17 protein-coding genes are annotated in these 14815 nt (G+C 72.0%); 6 read left to right on the forward strand and 11 right to left on the reverse strand.

Features of this window, described 5'->3' with window-relative positions:
- Nucleotides 1-48 precede the first annotated feature (48 nt).
- Nucleotides 49-990, forward strand: a complete 942-nt coding sequence (locus ACJ8AN_RS13080) for an agmatinase family protein (RefSeq protein ID WP_407755651.1) — start codon at nt 49-51, stop codon at nt 988-990.
- A 15-nt stretch (nt 991-1005) separates the two neighbouring features.
- Here the strand turns inward: ACJ8AN_RS13080 and pip are convergent, their stop codons facing one another.
- From pip to ACJ8AN_RS13115, 7 genes are all read right to left on the reverse strand, one after another.
- Nucleotides 1006-1983 (reverse strand): prolyl aminopeptidase, encoded by a 978-nt coding sequence (pip, locus tag ACJ8AN_RS13085; RefSeq protein WP_407755652.1) that lies wholly within the window; start codon nt 1981-1983, stop codon nt 1006-1008.
- A 15-nt stretch (nt 1984-1998) separates the two neighbouring features.
- Nucleotides 1999-2604, reverse strand: a complete 606-nt coding sequence (locus ACJ8AN_RS13090; RefSeq protein WP_407755653.1) for a Uma2 family endonuclease — start codon at nt 2602-2604, stop codon at nt 1999-2001.
- A 57-nt stretch (nt 2605-2661) separates the two neighbouring features.
- Complete coding sequence (locus ACJ8AN_RS13095) at nt 2662-3228, reverse strand: DUF2378 family protein (protein ID WP_407755654.1); 567 nt, start codon at nt 3226-3228, stop codon at nt 2662-2664.
- A gap of 190 nt (nt 3229-3418) precedes the next feature.
- Nucleotides 3419-3613: a hypothetical protein gene (locus ACJ8AN_RS13100; protein ID WP_407755655.1), complete on the reverse strand. Its 195-nt coding sequence runs from the start codon at nt 3611-3613 to the stop codon at nt 3419-3421.
- A gap of 353 nt (nt 3614-3966) precedes the next feature.
- Nucleotides 3967-5301, reverse strand: coding sequence for a DUF1552 domain-containing protein (locus tag ACJ8AN_RS13105; RefSeq protein ID WP_407755656.1), 1335 nt, complete (start codon nt 5299-5301; stop codon nt 3967-3969).
- Nucleotides 5298-7019: a DUF1592 domain-containing protein gene (locus tag ACJ8AN_RS13110; protein ID WP_407755657.1), complete on the reverse strand. Its 1722-nt coding sequence runs from the start codon at nt 7017-7019 to the stop codon at nt 5298-5300. The genes ACJ8AN_RS13105 and ACJ8AN_RS13110 overlap by 4 nt, the downstream gene beginning before the upstream one ends.
- A gap of 240 nt (nt 7020-7259) precedes the next feature.
- Nucleotides 7260-8636 carry a hypothetical protein gene (locus tag ACJ8AN_RS13115; protein ID WP_407755658.1) on the reverse strand — a complete coding sequence of 459 codons (1377 nt, stop codon included), beginning with the start codon at nt 8634-8636 and terminating at the stop codon, nt 7260-7262.
- A 231-nt stretch (nt 8637-8867) separates the two neighbouring features.
- Here ACJ8AN_RS13115 and ACJ8AN_RS13120 point away from each other — a divergent pair, with 231 nt between their 5' ends.
- The 5 genes from ACJ8AN_RS13120 (at nt 8868) to ACJ8AN_RS13140 (ending at nt 12859) form a co-directional block, all read left to right on the forward strand.
- Nucleotides 8868-9695: a CheR family methyltransferase gene (locus ACJ8AN_RS13120; RefSeq protein ID WP_407755659.1), complete on the forward strand. Its 828-nt coding sequence runs from the start codon at nt 8868-8870 to the stop codon at nt 9693-9695.
- A gap of 100 nt (nt 9696-9795) precedes the next feature.
- On the forward strand, nt 9796-10692 hold the full coding sequence (locus ACJ8AN_RS13125; protein ID WP_407755660.1) for a hypothetical protein: 897 nt from the start codon (nt 9796-9798) through the stop codon (nt 10690-10692).
- A gap of 29 nt (nt 10693-10721) precedes the next feature.
- Complete coding sequence (locus ACJ8AN_RS13130) at nt 10722-11081, forward strand: hypothetical protein (protein ID WP_407755661.1); 360 nt, start codon at nt 10722-10724, stop codon at nt 11079-11081.
- A 31-nt stretch (nt 11082-11112) separates the two neighbouring features.
- Entirely contained in the window at nt 11113-11679 is a 567-nt protein-coding gene (locus ACJ8AN_RS13135) for a hypothetical protein (protein WP_407755662.1), read from the forward strand.
- 7 nt (nt 11680-11686) lie between these two features.
- Nucleotides 11687-12859, forward strand: a complete 1173-nt coding sequence (locus ACJ8AN_RS13140) for a S1 family peptidase (protein WP_407755663.1) — start codon at nt 11687-11689, stop codon at nt 12857-12859.
- Here the strand turns inward: ACJ8AN_RS13140 and ACJ8AN_RS13145 are convergent.
- From ACJ8AN_RS13145 to ACJ8AN_RS13160, 4 genes are all read right to left on the reverse strand, one after another.
- On the reverse strand, nt 12810-13313 hold the full coding sequence (locus ACJ8AN_RS13145; RefSeq protein ID WP_407755664.1) for a hypothetical protein: 504 nt from the start codon (nt 13311-13313) through the stop codon (nt 12810-12812). The two genes, ACJ8AN_RS13140 and ACJ8AN_RS13145, sit on opposite strands and share 50 nt — an antisense overlap.
- Nucleotides 13314-13408: 95 nt before the next feature.
- Nucleotides 13409-13687, reverse strand: a complete 279-nt coding sequence (locus ACJ8AN_RS13150; RefSeq protein WP_407755665.1) for a hypothetical protein — start codon at nt 13685-13687, stop codon at nt 13409-13411.
- Between the two features lie 90 nt (nt 13688-13777).
- Nucleotides 13778-14446: a hypothetical protein gene (locus tag ACJ8AN_RS13155; RefSeq protein WP_407755666.1), complete on the reverse strand. Its 669-nt coding sequence runs from the start codon at nt 14444-14446 to the stop codon at nt 13778-13780.
- Nucleotides 14447-14504: 58 nt separating this feature from the next.
- A complete protein-coding gene (locus tag ACJ8AN_RS13160) occupies nt 14505-14771 on the reverse strand; it encodes a hypothetical protein (protein ID WP_407755667.1) in 267 nt (88 codons plus the stop codon).
- Nucleotides 14772-14815: the final 44 nt, after the last annotated feature.

A 14815-nucleotide genomic window follows, 5' to 3' on the forward strand; every position in this document is an offset into this window, starting at 1 on the left:
GGTCCAACACTTCGACGTGGGCCCGATTCATGGCAAGGATGCACCACGATGGATACTCCGCACGACCCTCTCGCCGGCCTCCGTCCAGCCGCCGACCCCCGCGACCCCCGCGCCTCCGCCCTCCTGCGCCCCTTCGCTCCCGGCGCTCCGCTCCAGGACCGGCCCGTCCTCCTCGGGCTGCCCTATGACGGCGGCATTCCCTCCCGCCCCGGCGCCCGCTTCGGCCCCAAGGCCCTGCGCGAGGCCCTCGGCGCCTATGGCTCCTTCGACGGCCAGCGCGAGCTCGGGGAGGTGGTGGACCTGGGCGACCTCGCGCTCACGTCCATGAACGCGGCCACGACGCACACCCGCGTCGAGGAGGCCGCCCGCAACCTCTTCGCCACCGGCGCCCGTCCCGTCTTCATCGGCGGGGACCATGGCCTCACGGGCTCGCTGCTGCGCGGGCTCGCCGCCGCGCGTCCCAACCTGCGCCTCGCGCTCGTCACCGTCGATGCCCACCTGGACGTGCGCGAGTACGACAACGCGTCCTCGCTCTCCAGTGGCACGCCCTTCCGCCGCGCCCTGGAGAGCTCCATCCTCACCGGCGCGCGCACCGCGATGCTGGGCATCCGCTATTTCGCCAACTCGCGCTACTACCTCTCGTGGGCGCGCGAGCAGGGCATCCACCTCTACACCGTGGAGGACATCGCCGAGCGCGGTGCCGCCGCCGTGGCCCGCGAGGCCCTCTCGCGCATCATGGTGGACGCGGATGCGCTCTACCTGAGCGTGGACATCGACGCCGCCGATGCCGCCGTGGCCCCGGGCGTCAGCGCCGTGAGCGTGGGCGGACTGTCCTCGCGCGAGATGATCGACGTGGTGCGCACCGTCTCCGCCGAGCCGAAGCTGCTCGGTGCCGATTTGATGGAGCTGTCTCCGCCCCACGACGAGAACGCGCGCACCGCGAAGCTGGCCGCGCGCTTGCTGCTGGAAGTGCTCTCGGCGCGGGGGTGAGCCCGCGCCCGTGCCTCAGCGCCGGGCCGCGAAGCCGTCCGTGGCCTCCACCAGCGCGCTCAGGGTGGCCACCTCGAAGGCGGAGTGGCCCGAGTCGGGGATGATGCGCAGCTGCGCCTCGGGCCAGGCCCGGTGCAGCTCCCAGGCGCTCTGCATGGGGCAGACGACGTCGTAGCGGCCCTGGACGATGACGGCCGGGATGTGGCGGATGCGGCCCACGTTGTCGAGCAGCCAGCCATCGCGCTCGAGGAACCCGTCGTTGAGGAAGTAGTGGCACTCGATGCGCGCGAGCGAGAGGGCGAACTCGTCCGCGCCGAACCGGGCGATGAGGTCCGCGTTGGGCCGGAGCGCGCTGGTGCGGCCCTCCCAGAGGCTCCAGGCGGTGGCCGACTCCTGGCGCACCTTCGGGTCCTCGCTGGTGAGCCGGCGGTAGTGGGCGCGCAGCAAGTCTTTGCGCTCCTCGGGGGGAATCGGCTTCACGTAGTCCTCCCACGCGTCGGCGAAGAGGCGGCTGGCGCCCTCCTGGTAGAACCAGCCGATCTCCCACTTGCGCAGCAGGAAGATGCCGCGCAGCACGAGCTCGCTCACGCGCTCCGGGTGCGTCTGCGCGTAGGCCAGCGCGAGGGTGCTCCCCCACGAGCCGCCGAACACCTGCCACTGGGAGATGCCGAGGTGCTCGCGCAGCCTCTCCATGTCGGCCACGAGCTCCCAGTTGGTGTTCTGCTCGAGCGAGGCGAACGGGGTGCTCTTGCCGCAGCCGCGCTGGTCGAAGAGGACGATGCGGTAGCGCGCGGGGTCGAAGAAGCGGCGCTGCTTGCCCTCGGTGCCACTGCCGGGGCCGCCGTGCAGGAAGACCACCGGCTTGCCATCCGGGTTGCCGGACTCCTCGAAGTACAGCTCGTGGATGTCTGAGACGCGCAGCCGGCCCGTGCGGTACGGCTCGATGGGCGGGTAGAGCGAGCGAAGGGCGGTCCCCGGAGTCTGTTCGGACATGGGGACCGCTCTATCTCACCTGGACCACACGAGCGCCAGTTCGAGCTCGATGGCGTCGAACGGCTCGGCGCGGACCCGCCCCTCGCCGGTGAAGGACTCGACCTGACGCCACTGGTTGTCCTCGAGCCGGAAGATGTCGAGCGAGCGGGCCACCGGGTCCACGTGCCACAGGTGCCGCACGCCTTCGCGGGCGTAGATGCGCATCTTCGCGCCCTGGTCCCGGCTGCGCGTGCTCTTGGAAAGAATCTCGCACACCCAGTCCGGGACGAGGTCGTAGTACGCCGGGGCGTCCTCCCCTCCGACGGCATCCGGCAGACGCTCGCGCCTCCAGCCCGCGAGGTCCGGTGCGAGCTTGTCTGGCCGGCGGCCGACGTGCAGCTCGGGCTCGGCGATGATGACCCAGCCTCCGGGGCCTCCCCTGCCGAACTTGAAGGGCGCCAGGAGGATGCCGCTGAGGTTCGAGTACACGTTGGCGTGGGGCCGGGCCGGGCGGGGGCTGAGGAACAGCTCCCCGTCGATGATTTCCGCCACCATCTCCTCGGGGGCCGCCTGGTAGGCCGCCTCGACGGACGGGTCGTTTCGCTCGGTGGACTCCGGCTCGGGAGGGCGACGGGTGACCATGAAGTGAGATTTCCGCATCACCCGCGCGCTGTGCAATCCCGGGACCGCGACGGCGCGCTACCAGCGCACGTGGAACGTCATGTCCTCGGGGCCGGTCTGCTCCCAGCTCGACTGGGGCGAGCTCACGCCCGTGGCGTGGAGCACCGCGTGCAGGATGCCGTTGTAGTAGTCGCCCGGCAGGGGCACGCCGTGGAAATGCACCCGGTACTCGTTGGGGCCCACCTTCTCCACCGTGCGCTGGCCGAAGTTGCTGCTGCGGCCCACGAACTCGGGAATCTTGCGCACCAGCCGCTCCGGGCCGAGCAGGTGCAGCGCCGCGAGCTGAATCTGTCCCAGCAGCGTCTTGCGGTAGCCCTCGAAGAGGCACGAGCCCACGCTGAAGAGTCCCTCGGAGGCGGGCAGGTTCCCGAAGCGCTGGCGCGCCAGGTAGTGGAGCACCTCGGCGAAGCGCTCCACCGGAATCTCCGAGGGCGCGTAATCCGTCCCACCGCACAGCCGGATGATGTCGCGCATCTCGGCGGAGCGCTCGGCGATGTCCAGGCCCTTGAGCAGGGCTTCGAGCGGGGCGTAGCGCATCCGCCGGGGAGCGGCTTGGGGCGAGGAGGCTGCGGCGGCAGATGGCATGAATCACCTCGGGAGTCGGTGCACCCGGGCCGCGAGAGTGACACACGCGCGCACTTCAACACCACCCGAGGCACGCGCGCTTTGTGCACCCAACGCTAACGCACCGCGCTACCCGCCGCGGTGCTGCTCGGGGCTCTCGCCCGTCCAGCGTTTGAAGGCGCGGTGGAAGGTCGTCGGGTTGGAGCGATGCTCAGGCGCTTGTCCAGGTAGAGCCGCGCAGCGCCGCCAGCACCTGCTCGCTCAACCGGTGGGGCGAGGGCAGGCGCTCCACCTTCGCCTTCGCCTGCTGCTCGAAGAAGGCGAGGAACCTCTCGTTGGCGTGGGTGAGGGGCAGGTGCAGCGGGGCCTCGCGCGGAAAGCGCACCTCGTTCTTCCGCGTTCCCACCCGGGCCACGCCAAGCCAGGTGGGGGAGGTGCTGTCTGGGGGGAGGTTCCGGGCGCGTTTTCCCGCAACTGGTCCGATGGTCGTACCAGTCGGGACGAAGCGCGACCGGAAGGGGCCTCGTTCCTTGCGCCGAGAGCACCCCTGACAGGACCTCCCCCCCTGGCCACCGCGTGGCGCGAACGGCAAACCGTTCTGGCGCGTGGTGTCGGGCTCCGGGCCGTAGCTTCCGCGGCGAAGACGGTCCTTCTCCTGTGAAAGGAGCCTGTCATGTCCGTGTCCCTGGCCCGCCGCACCGAGGTGTCCCTCCCGCTGCACCAGCTCGACGCCACTGGGGCAGACGCGTGTGAGCGGGCTCACTCCTCGAGGTGGGGCAGGGGCCTCGAGCCGTCGTCGCCGAAGTGCTCCATGCTCACGCCTACCGACTGAAGCATGGAGATGAAGAGGTTGGCGATGGGCTGTCCGTCGTAGCGCACGTGCCGGCCCGGCGTCACCGTGCCGCCGCCCCGTCCGGCGAGCACCACCGGCATGTCCGAGTGCCCGTGCGAATTGCCGTCCGCCACCTCACTGCCGAAGTACACCAGGGAGTTGTCCAGCAGCGTGCCCTCGCCCTCCTGCACCGACTTCATCCGCTGCAGCAGGTAGCTGAACTGCTCCATCTCCCAGCGATCGATCGTCGCCAGTGCCGCGAGGTTCTCCGGGACGTGCTGGTGGTGCGAGTACGTGTGGTGCCCGCTCGTCAGCCCGAGGAAGTCATACACGCGGTCGCTGCGCCCGTTGCCGAGCATGAAGGTGGCCACGCGCGTGAGATCGCACTGGAAGGCGAGCACCATCAAATCGCACATCACCTTCGTCTTCGCGCGCACGTCGTGGGTGGGCTCGGGCCTCGGCCCCTTGGCGCAGCGCGGCCCCTCCTGGTCGAGCGCCGCCACGCGCAGCTCCAGCTCGCGCACGCTGGTGAAGTACTCCTCCAGCTTCTGGTTGTCCCTGCTTCCCAGCCGCTGTTTCAGGGCCTGGGCGTCCTCGCGCACGAAGTCCAGGATGCTCTGCTCGTAGGCCTTGCGCTTCTCGATTTGCGCCCGGGTCGCGTCCGGGTCGAAGCCCGAGAAGAGCCGGTCGAACACGTCCTGGGGATTCGTCTCCTTGGCGCGGGGGCTGGTGGGCCCGGCCCAGGCGATGTTGCGCGCGTAGGCGCAGCTGAAGTTGGCATCGCACGAGCCCGTGCCGTCACCGCCGTCGTTGCCCAGCTCCAGCGAGGGCAGGCGCGTGTGGGGCCGCAGGGCCTTCGCGGCGAGCTGGTCCATGGAGACGCCGGCGCGCACGTCGGCCGCGTCGTCCGTCTTGTGAATCTTCACGCACGAGAGGAAGGCGCCGGTGCCCGCGGCGTGGTGGCCGAACTGGTCCGGCCGCCCGGGCTCGTGCGACAGCCCGGAGAGCACCAGCACGTCGTCCTTCACGGGTGCCAGGGGTTGCAGCGTGGGCGACGGCGTCCAGCCGCGCCCCGTGTTCCTCGGCGTCCATTGGGCCATGTTGATGCCGCAGGGCACGTAGAAGACGGCGAGGCGGCGCGGCGCGCCCGAGGACCCGGCGGCACGCGCCAGCGAGGGCACCATCTGCTCCAACATCGGCAGCGCCATCAGCGCCCCCATGCCCCGCAGCAACGTCCGCCGTGACAGCTTGAGGTTCTTCATTTCGAGCCCTCCACGTCCGTGCCCGTGCTCTCCGCCTCGCCGCGGCGGTGGGTGAAGGCCTCGCTCTGGGTGATGGAGAGGAGGAGGTCCGAGAGCCGGCCTCCGCGCGCCTCGGCCTTCTTCGAGATGCTCTCCAGCGTGCAGGCATCCCTGCTCAGGGGCCCTCGCCCCAGCCCGTAGGTGAGCAGGTGCTGGGTGATGCAGAGGTCCAGCTCCGGGTCCGCCTTGAGGATGGCGCGCAGCTCCACGCCGTCCTTGAACAGCACACCTCCGGGCAGCTCGCCGCTCGGGTCCACCGCGGCGCCGCTCACTTCCTCCTTCTGCCGCCACGCGCCCACGGCGTTGAAGTTCTCCATCCCGTAGCCGATGGGGTCCATCATCGCGTGGCACCCCGAGCACGAGGGATTGGAGCGGTGCTCCGCCATGCGCTGCTTGATGCTCATCTTCGGGTCCACCGGTGGCGGCAGGCCCTCGACGTTGGGCGGAGGCGGAGGCGGTGCCTTGCACATGAGCTGCTCGAGCACCCACAGTCCGCGCTTCACCGGCGAGGTGCGGTCCGGATGCGAGGTGACGGCGAGAATGGAGCCCTGGCCGAGCAGCCCCGAGCGCTCCGGGTGTCCGGCGAGGCTCACGCGGCGCAGCTCGTCCGTGCCGGGCGCGGGCAGGCCATAGTGCCGGGCGAGCCGGTCATTCACATAAGTGAAGTCCGCGTCCACCAGGTCGCGCGCGCGGTGGTCGCCGTGGAGGAACTCGCGGAAGACGAGCTGGGTCTCCTGGCGCATGGCCTCGCGCAGCCCGTCGTCGAAGGGGTAGAGGAGCGGGTCGGGGTGGAAGGACTCGAGCGCGCGGGTGTACAGCCATTGGCCCGCGAAGTTGTCCACGAGCGCCTCGGACCTCGGATCCGCCAGCATCCGGCGCACCTGCCGCTCCAGCTCCTCGGGCGAGTGCAGCGTGCCCGCGTCCGCCGCCCCCAGCAACGGCTCGTCCGGCATGCTGCTCCACAGGAAGTAGGAGAGCCGGCTCGCGAGCTCGTAATCATTGAGCGGGTGCGAGGCCGTCGAGCGCGGATCCGGGTCCAGCTCCACGCGGTAGAGGAAGTGCGGCGAGAGGAGCACCGCGCGCAGCGCCAGCTTCAGGCCGGTATCGGTGCCATCGCCGCGCGAGCTCGCGAGCGGGAGGAAGGCGGTGAGCCGGTCCACCTCGGCTTGGGTGACGGGGCGGCGCCAGGCGCGGCGGGCGAAGCGCTCGAGGATGCGGCGAGCGCAGGGCAGCGGGTCCGCTGGCTCCAGCGCGCAGAGGCGCACCAGGGGCGTGGCGCGGGAGGCGTCCTGTTTCCAGGCGGCCTCGACGAGCTTCTCGGCCGCGTTCGAGTACTTCTCCATCAGCAGCGGGCCCAGGCTGAGCACGTCCGCGTTGTTGTCGAAGCCGTAGCCGTGGTCATCCGAGGGGAAGTCGCGCGCCGGGCGCGTGGTGTCGCCGAGCAGGTCGCGCACGGTGTTGTCGTACTCGGCGCGGTTGAGCCGGTGCAGGGTGACGCGGCCAGGGTCGCTCGGCCCCTGGCAGGCCGGATTCCCGGGCTCCGGCGCGGGCTGCTGGGTGCCCCCGGAAGGCAACACCTTCGCGTTTGGCCATTCACTGCGGGCACAGCCAGCGGCGAGGAGCACGCAGGCCACGCCCGCCAGCCTCTTCCGCCAGCCGTGAGAGACGAGCTTGTGCACGTCGGACCTCCTCCTCACGGGGGCTCGGAGGAAGTCCGGAGCAAATTCGCTACCAATCACTCGCACCGTCGGCCCTGGACAGACACCGCTGTCCTCGGGAGTGTGCGCTGTCGGGAAGCCATCGGAGGAGTGGGAAGACGCGAGTCCTCACGAGGAAGCGCGGCGCCTCGTCCGGGGCGTGGCACGCGTCACGGTGGGGTGTGCGCGTGCTCGGGGGCGATGTGGGACTCCGCCTCGGTCTCAGCGCTCCAGTTGGAGGAGGAAGGCGTTGCCGCCCGGGAGTGGATCCATCGGGCCGGTGCCGAAGTCCACCCGGGCCCGGAAGGTGCCGGTGAGGGCGGCCAGCCCCTGGCGCGTCACGGACAGGTCCGCGGGCTGCGCCGACGCGGAAGGATAGGAGTGCATCCACTGGAGCTGTCCCGTGGTGCGCTGCAGCCGCAGCACGTACAGGTTGTTCGTTCCCGGGAAGCCCTCGAGCGCGCCCTGGCCGAGCCCGAAGTCCTCGCCTCCGTTGTAGCGGCCCGCCACCACCACGCCCGAGCCCTGATCCATCGCCACCAGGCCCCAGCTGCTGCCGAGCAGGAAGCCCCAGCGCTCGTTGCCGTCCCGGTCGTAGGCGAGCGCGAAGCCGCGGGCCGTGGGCGCCCGGAGCGTCTCACCGCGGAAGACGAGGGTCCCCGTGAAGGAGCCGGACACCACCACGTGGCCCCCGTGGGCCGCCACGCTCATGGCCAGGCCCGAGGCCCCCTCGAGCCGCCGCGTCCAGAGGTACTCGCCCTCGGAGGAGACGCGGGTGACGAAGGGCGAGAGCAGGGGCGAGGGCGGGAGGAAGCCGCCCCCGGACAGGTAGAAGTTGCCCGCGTCGTCCTGGGCGAGGTCCATCGGCACGCCGCGCGCGGAGTCGACGTACACCCAGCGCAGCGCGCCCGCGGCGTCGAACTGGACGAGGTAGGGATTGCCGGTGCCGGTGATGGGGCCCTTGCCGAAGTCCACCCGGCCCGAGAGCACGCCCGCGAGGGTGAGGTTGCCCCGCTCGTCCACGGCCAGCTCCGTGGCGCTGGTGGGCAGGGGACGGGCCCAGCTCGGGGTGCCGTTCACCTCCAGCCGCGCGAGGAAGGCCCCGGGGGGCAGCACGCTTCCCCCGAGCTCCAGCCCACCGCTCTGCAAGCCCAGCAGCAGGAGGGCGCCGTGGCTGTCCACCGCGAGGGCCTGGCCCCGGACGTACGGGCTGGTGCCCGCGCGCGGCGGGGCCGAGAGGATCCGCGTCCACTGCAGCCCGCCACCGGGCGAGTACCGGGAGACGGACAGCACGGTGGCCCCCGCGGGGTTGCCCTCGGGGCCCTCTCCGAGGTCGACGGGCGTGTGGTAGTTGCCCAGCATGAGGACGTTGCCCTGCGCGTCGTGCACGACGGCCACGGGCGTGTCGGCCTCGCCCGCGCTGTGCACGCGGCGCACCCAGCGCGTCTCGCCCCGGGAGTCGGCCTTGGCGCTGGCCCCCAGCGTGTCGCCGTCCTGGACCGGGCGGGACGCGTCTTCTTCCGGGCCACAACCGGCCAGCACGGCCCACACGAGGAGCAGTCCCAGGTGCTTGCCCGTTCGCTTCCAGTCTCGCGTCATGAGCTGTCTCCTTCCGGCCGCGCCGGCGCTTATCGGGGAAAAATGGGGATTGCCCGAAAAGGCCTCAACTGTGACTCAGTTGCAGGTGCGAGACTTCCTGTCCGAGCGGACGTTGCGCGCGTCGCGCCTTGAACAGCGCGCGGGGACTGATGACTTCCGGGCGCGGGGAAGCTGCTCTCCTGTCGGCCCCGCGCCGGATTGCACGCGCGGGGGTTGCACGGGAGGAGTCGCGTGACGGATGCCGAGTGCCTCGAGTTGCTGCGGTGGGCCGCGCCGCGTCTGGGCCTGCGCTACGAGGGCTTCCGCCGCGTGCGGGGGCAGGTGTGCAAGCGGGTGGGACGGAGGATGAAGGAGCTCGGCGTGGCGGGGCTGGCCGCCTACCTCGAGCGGCTGGAGGCGGACGCCGCCGAGCGCTCCCTGCTGGACGCGCTGTGCCGCGTCACCATCTCGCGCTTCTACCGGGACCAGGGTGTCTTCGAGGCCTTGCGTGAGCCGCTGCTGCCCCGGGTGCTGGAGGCCGCGCGGGCCCGGGGCGAGCGCGTGCTGCGCGTATGGAGCGCGGGGTGCGCCTCGGGCGAGGAGCCCTACACCGTGTCCGTCCTCTTCCACCTGGGCCTGCGGCCGCGCTTCCCGGGCGTCCGTCTGGAAGTGGTGGCCACGGACGCGGACGCCTCGCTGCTGGAGCGCGCCCGCCGCGGCTGCTACCGGCGCCCCACGCTGCGCGAATTGCCCGCCGCATGGGTGGACGCGGCCTTCACCCCGCTCGAGGGGGAGCTGTGCCTGCGGCCCGAGTACCGCGAGGGGCTCGAGCTCCGGTGCGAGGACCTGCGCCAGCGCATGCCCGGGGGCCCCTTCCACCTGGTGCTCTGCCGCAACGTGGCCTTCACCTACTTCGCCCGGCCCGTGCAGCGCGAGGTGCTGGCGCGGCTGATGGAGCGGCTGGTGCCCGGGGGACTGCTCGCCCTCGGCGCCCACGAGTCGCTCCCCGAGGAGCCTCCGGGCCTCGTGCGCGCCGCCGGGGCCCTGCCCCTCTTCGCCCGGTCCCATTCTCCGATTTGACGCAATTCGACTTGATGGAATGTGACAGTTCCACTAAACCCGGCTTTCTCTCGTTTTCTGTGATTCCGGAAGACTCCGGCACAAGAGGGATACGAGCCATATGCGGAAATTCTTGGGTGCAGTCGCGGCGGTGATGCTGTGGGGCTGTGGTGGCCAGGGCAGCGCGCCGGTGAGCACCACGGACGCGGCGGACGGGCTGGAGCTGGCGCAGGAGGCGGGCGGGCTGTCGGGCCGCTTCGTGCAGGAGGGCGCCGAGGCGCGCTTCTCCTCGCGCGAGGTGGAGCCGGGCGTGTACCGCCTCGAGGTGCGGCAGAACGGCATGACGCTCACGGGCCTGCTGGACGTGGCCAACGGCGTGTCGGACCTGGACGGCTTCGCGGAGGAGAGCGGCCAGGGCACGCAGATGCTGGACGGGGACCGGGCGCTGCTCTCCGGCCTGTACGCGGCGCTCAACGCGCAGCTGCCGGCGGGTGACGCGGCCACGGCCGAGGCCAGGTACCTGCGGCGCGCGGTGGGCCTGTGGGCCGAGCACCCCACCACGGTGGAGCTCCAGCGCACGGTGATGGGCGAGCAGGGCCGTGGCTACACCATGCTGTGCAGCTACGCGAAGTGCAACGGCAGCTTCACGGGCAGCTGCGGCGGCGTCTACAACTGGTACTCCTACGCCAAGCACGACTGTCAGCACGGCGGCTTCGACTTCACGGGCAACCAGCAGATCGCCCAGCTCGGTGACCACACCAGCTGCAGCGGCGACGAGTACTACCTGAGCGGCAGCTCCTGGGTGTGCGGCGAGCCGGACCACTGGAGCCGCCCGAAGGTGATGGGCATCTGCTTCGGCCGCTGCGGTGGCGGCTGCGGCGGTGACACCCAGTACACGCTGGACGCCACCAACCACGACGGCTGCGTGCGCAACGGCCACGCCCTGGCGAGCGCCTACTGCGACGACCAGTTCTCCTCGGCCAGCGACGACGAGCTGTACGCTCCCAACTGCTACTGATGTTGCTCCGCTTCCCAAAGGTGAGGGCGGTGCCGCGCGCCGCGCTGGTCCTGGGCCTGCTGGCCGCCCTCGCCTGCAACTCGGAGTCGAGGAAGACCGAGGCCGCGCGCTCCACGGTGCAGCGCTTCTTCGAGGCGCTGCCCGCGCGGGACTGCGCGGTGCTCGGCCCCCTGCTGGCCGGCAAGGCGGCCGACACCTGCCAGGCGACGGTGGACGACCTGAGCGAGCACGGCTTCTCCCTGGTGGAGGTGCTGGACGCGAAGGTGGATGGCAGAGACCCCAACGCGGTGGTGGTGCGCGCTCGGATTGCCCGGGATGGGCAGGTACACGAGCAACCGCTGCTCCTGCGCGTAGAGCAGCATCCAGACGGCTGGAAGTTGCGCCTGTGAGGGGCCCGCTTCGGAAGAGAATGGACGAGCGATGAACAACCGGTCCCGATTCGTTCCCCCGCTCGCCGCGGCCCTGCTGCTGGGGGCGGCCCTGATGCTGCGCTTTTTCTGGCCGGGGCCGCATGCGGGGCCCTCGGTGAAGGAGATGTCGCGCGGGGCGGTGTCCGCCGCGCCCGCGTCCGCACCGCTGGCCCAGGTGTCCGCGCCGGCCACGCCCCCGGCGGTGAAGCCCGCCGGGCCGCGCGTGGCGGAGGCCTCGCAGCCTCGGGCGACGGTGGTGCCGCTCGGTCCCGGAGACGTGCCGCCGGAGCCCGAGGTGGCCAACCCCCCGCCGCAGCGGAACGACCCCATCGAGCCGGAGAAGCCGCAGACGGCCGCGTGGAAGCACGAGAAGATGGTGCGCCTCACGCAGGTGATGACGCGGGACGTGGCGCGGCTGGAGCAGGAGCGTAAGGACGCGGAGTCGCGCGGGGATACGGCGGAGGCGAAGCGGCTGGCGGTGCAGCTCTCCCGTCACCAGGCGCGGCTGGGCCAGCTGAACGAGCAGACGGCGGCCCTGGCCGACGAGGCGGCGCACCAGGAACCACAGGCACCGTGAGGGCGGGATGGCCCGGGCGTTTCCGCTGCTGATGCTGTGGACGCTCTGCGCGGCCTGTGCCCCCAGTGCTTCTCCACCTGAGCCCACTCCGTCCCCGGGCACCCGCTCGGCCGGGGTGGTGGGCGGCACGGACGCGCCGGAGGATGGGGCGGTGGTGGCGCTGCTCGCCCGCCGCTCGCGCTGCGCGGACGACACCGTGACGCTGCTGTGCTCGGGGGCGTTGATTGCCCCGGACGTGGTGCTGACGGCGGCGCACTGCCTGGACGTCTTCGGCACGGAGGGCGACTACGAGGTGTTCCTCGGCGAGCGGCTGCTGCCGGAGCCCGCGCCCGGCGGCCGTTTCGTCCGGGTGGTGGGCGCGGTGCGGCACCCGGCCTACGAGCACACGACGCACGCGAAGGACGCGGCGTTGTTGCGCCTGGCCCGGCCGGTGGACGTGCCGCCGCTGCCGCTGCCCGAGTCCGGGTGGGGCGCGTTGGAGACGGGCCAGGGCGTGCGCGTGGTGGGCTTTGGCGACACGAAGGACGCCCAGGCGCCCGCGGGCCAGCGGCGCCAGGGCACGTTGACGGTGACGCGGGTGGAGCCGGGCGCGTTTCGCGCGGGCCCCGCTCCGGCGATGAGCTGCGTGGGAGACAGCGGTGGGCCGGTGCTGGCGCGCGGCGCGGACGGGCGCGAGGTGCTGGTGGGCGTCACCGCGAGCGGCGACGTGGCCTGCCGCACGGAGGCCTTCAACGTCCGCGTGGACACGCTGCTCGAGGACTTCGTCCACCCCTTCCTCGCCGAGCACCCGGAGCCGCCGGGCGAGCTCCTTGCGCTCGAGTCCCTCTGCACCGCCCCGTGCACGCGCGACGCCGAGTGCCCCGCGGGGCTCGCCTGCGAGCGCACCACGGAGGACGGGCCGGGCCGCTGCCTCCAGCATGCGTTGCAGGAGGGGGACTACGGCGCGGCCTGCACGCGGGACGCGCAATGCGGCGCTGGCGGCATATGCGCGCGCCTGGAGCCCGAGGGCCCGGACGCGTGCCGCTGCTTCACGCCGTGCGCCCCGCCGCTGCCCGGGACGCGGGAGGAGAGGGGGTGCACGGGCGCCCCCGGTGCGGGAGCGCTGGCGTGGGGCGTGGTGGCGGTGTGGCTCAGCCGCCGTGGAGGGGCAGGCGCTTGCGCGGCCCGCCGCGGTGGGTGATTTCCATCTCGCTCGGGGCCTTCTTGCGGCCCTGCACGGGCGAGCCGCGCTTGCTGCGCGTCTCCTGGCGCTGCTTGGCCTCGTTGCGCGGCACCTTGGGCCGCTCCTCGCGGCGGTAGGCGGCGGCGGCCTCGGTGGGGACCGTCTTGCGCCGGTGCCCCTCGCGGTACTGGGCGGCGGCCTCGGCGGGAATCGTCTTGCGGCGCGAGGTGCTGCTGCCCGTCTCGGGCAGGGGCAGCTTGAGGCTCTGGGCCGTCTTGCCCTCGCCGGGCGGGCGGCGCCGGCTCACGGAGCGCTCGGTGGTGCGGGCGCTGCCGACGATGCCGCGGCTCTTCTTGAGGGCGTGGGCGCTCTTGCCGGCGGGGACAGCACCGGTATCCGCGGCCATCACCGTCATGGTCGTGCCCTTGGCCTTGGCGCGTTTGGCGCGCAGTTGCTTGGTCTTCTCTGGCATGGGACCTCCCCAATGAGTGAGGTAGGGATGGCCGGCCGGATTGGCCAGGGCCGGTCCATCTGTCGGGTTATGGGTGGATGGATGGGGCGGGAGGGCTAGACGAGGTTGCCGCGTTTGGCCTTGCGCCGGGTGACGGTCCTCTTGCCGGGCCGCACTTCCGTGGTGGCGGGCCCCAGGCCCACCGGCTCCGTCATGGCCGGGCCGGGCTTGGCCTTGCGCATCAGCTTCTGGCGCCGCAGGGCCGCGGCCTGGTCTCGCGGGACCGTCTTGCGCCCCTTGCCGACTCCCACCGCCTGTTGGTTGGGCTGCGGCGTGTCCGCGTCCGCTACCCGTCGCTTGTTCTTGATGCCTGCTTCCCGAGTCCGAACCGCCATGTGTGATGGCCTCCTGCATGGGAGGTAAGGACGCCCGGGCGGGTTTTCCATCCCCCCGCCGCGTCCCCGCCCGGACGGGCGCTCGCAGGCTCAGCGCCCCATCTGGGCCGAGGCCCTCGGGCAGTCGGCGACCACGGCCAGGGCCTTCTCGTCGCCGCTCCGGGCCGCGCTCACCGCGCGCGACACCGACGAGGAGCACTGGAAGGGCGAGGGCGGGGTGTCCCGGTGGCAGCAGCGCCACCCGTCCAGCTTCTTCAGGTAGGTGAGCGCCTCGGTCTTCGTGGGCATCACCAGGAACCACGCCGAGGCGAACACCATCAGCAGCCAGAAGCCCTGCCAGGGCAGGCCGCGCTGCCACTTCTTGGTGAGAAACGGCACGGACTCGGGCAGCACCTTGAGGAAGCGGTCCGCGTAGCGCCGCTGGAGGAAGGGCGAGACGACCAGTTCCACCGGCACGAGCAGGGCCCGGCCCAGCGCGCGCGCGGGGCCCGGCACGCCGCCGTCCGTCTCCAGGCGCACGCCCAGGACGCCGCGCCACAGCGTCCACCCGCTCAGCCCGCCGGCCAGGGACATGAGGAGCCACACCACCCCCGTGGCCACCACGAGCGCCCGGGGGGTGCGCTCCACGTCGAGGGCGCGCAGGGCCGCCCAGCCCAGCAGCGCCGAGGTGGCCAGGTCCAGAAGGTCCGCGAACCACAGCCGCCAGAAGTGGCGTGTGTCGGCCGGTTCGAACTCCGAGGAGAACAGCGCATCGCCCATTCATCCCCAGCATAGACCGGGGGCCGCGCGCGTCTCGGATTTGTTGTCCGGCGCCCGCTCAGCCGCCGTCGCGCTTGAGGTGCATCTGGCTGGGGGGCTTCTTGCGTCCGCGCACCGGGGCCACGGTGTGGGCCCGCTTGGGCAGGTGGGGCTCGGCGGCGGGTCCCAGCCGTCCCCGGGTCAGCAGCCGCTCCCGGTGCAGCAGGGGAAGCTCATCCCGGAAGGGCAGGGGCCGTCCCTTGCTGGGGTGCTGGCTGGGTTGCGCGGTGTGTGCGTCCGCCTGGCGCAGGTTCTTGATGCCCACGGTGTCCGTTCGAACCGCCATGTGCTCTGCCTCCTTCAAGGGAGGAATGAGGGCGGAGGGCCCTG

The organism is Archangium sp. (genome assembly GCF_045802675.1).
In the GTDB taxonomy this organism is placed as follows: Bacteria; Myxococcota; Myxococcia; order Myxococcales; family Myxococcaceae; genus Archangium.

Bases quoted from the DNA above. Each gene is read 5' to 3' on its own strand.
- ACJ8AN_RS13080 (WP_407755651.1), top strand. From the start codon at position 49: ATGGATACTCCGCACGACCCTCTCGCCGGCCTCCGTCCAGCCGCCGAC.
- pip (WP_407755652.1), bottom strand. From the start codon at position 1,983: ATGTCCGAACAGACTCCGGGGACCGCCCTTCGCTCGCTCTACCCGCCC.
- ACJ8AN_RS13090 (WP_407755653.1), bottom strand. From the start codon at position 2,604: ATGGTCACCCGTCGCCCTCCCGAGCCGGAGTCCACCGAGCGAAACGAC.
- ACJ8AN_RS13095 (WP_407755654.1), bottom strand. From the start codon at position 3,228: ATGCCATCTGCCGCCGCAGCCTCCTCGCCCCAAGCCGCTCCCCGGCGG.
- ACJ8AN_RS13105 (WP_407755656.1), bottom strand. From the start codon at position 5,301: ATGAAGAACCTCAAGCTGTCACGGCGGACGTTGCTGCGGGGCATGGGG.
- ACJ8AN_RS13115 (WP_407755658.1), bottom strand. From the start codon at position 8,636: ATGACGCGAGACTGGAAGCGAACGGGCAAGCACCTGGGACTGCTCCTC.
- ACJ8AN_RS13125 (WP_407755660.1), top strand. From the start codon at position 9,796: ATGCGGAAATTCTTGGGTGCAGTCGCGGCGGTGATGCTGTGGGGCTGT.
- ACJ8AN_RS13135 (WP_407755662.1), top strand. From the start codon at position 11,113: ATGAACAACCGGTCCCGATTCGTTCCCCCGCTCGCCGCGGCCCTGCTG.
- ACJ8AN_RS13140 (WP_407755663.1), top strand. From the start codon at position 11,687: ATGGCCCGGGCGTTTCCGCTGCTGATGCTGTGGACGCTCTGCGCGGCC.
- ACJ8AN_RS13145 (WP_407755664.1), bottom strand. From the start codon at position 13,313: ATGCCAGAGAAGACCAAGCAACTGCGCGCCAAACGCGCCAAGGCCAAG.
- ACJ8AN_RS13150 (WP_407755665.1), bottom strand. From the start codon at position 13,687: ATGGCGGTTCGGACTCGGGAAGCAGGCATCAAGAACAAGCGACGGGTA.
- ACJ8AN_RS13155 (WP_407755666.1), bottom strand. From the start codon at position 14,446: ATGGGCGATGCGCTGTTCTCCTCGGAGTTCGAACCGGCCGACACACGC.
- ACJ8AN_RS13160 (WP_407755667.1), bottom strand. From the start codon at position 14,771: ATGGCGGTTCGAACGGACACCGTGGGCATCAAGAACCTGCGCCAGGCG.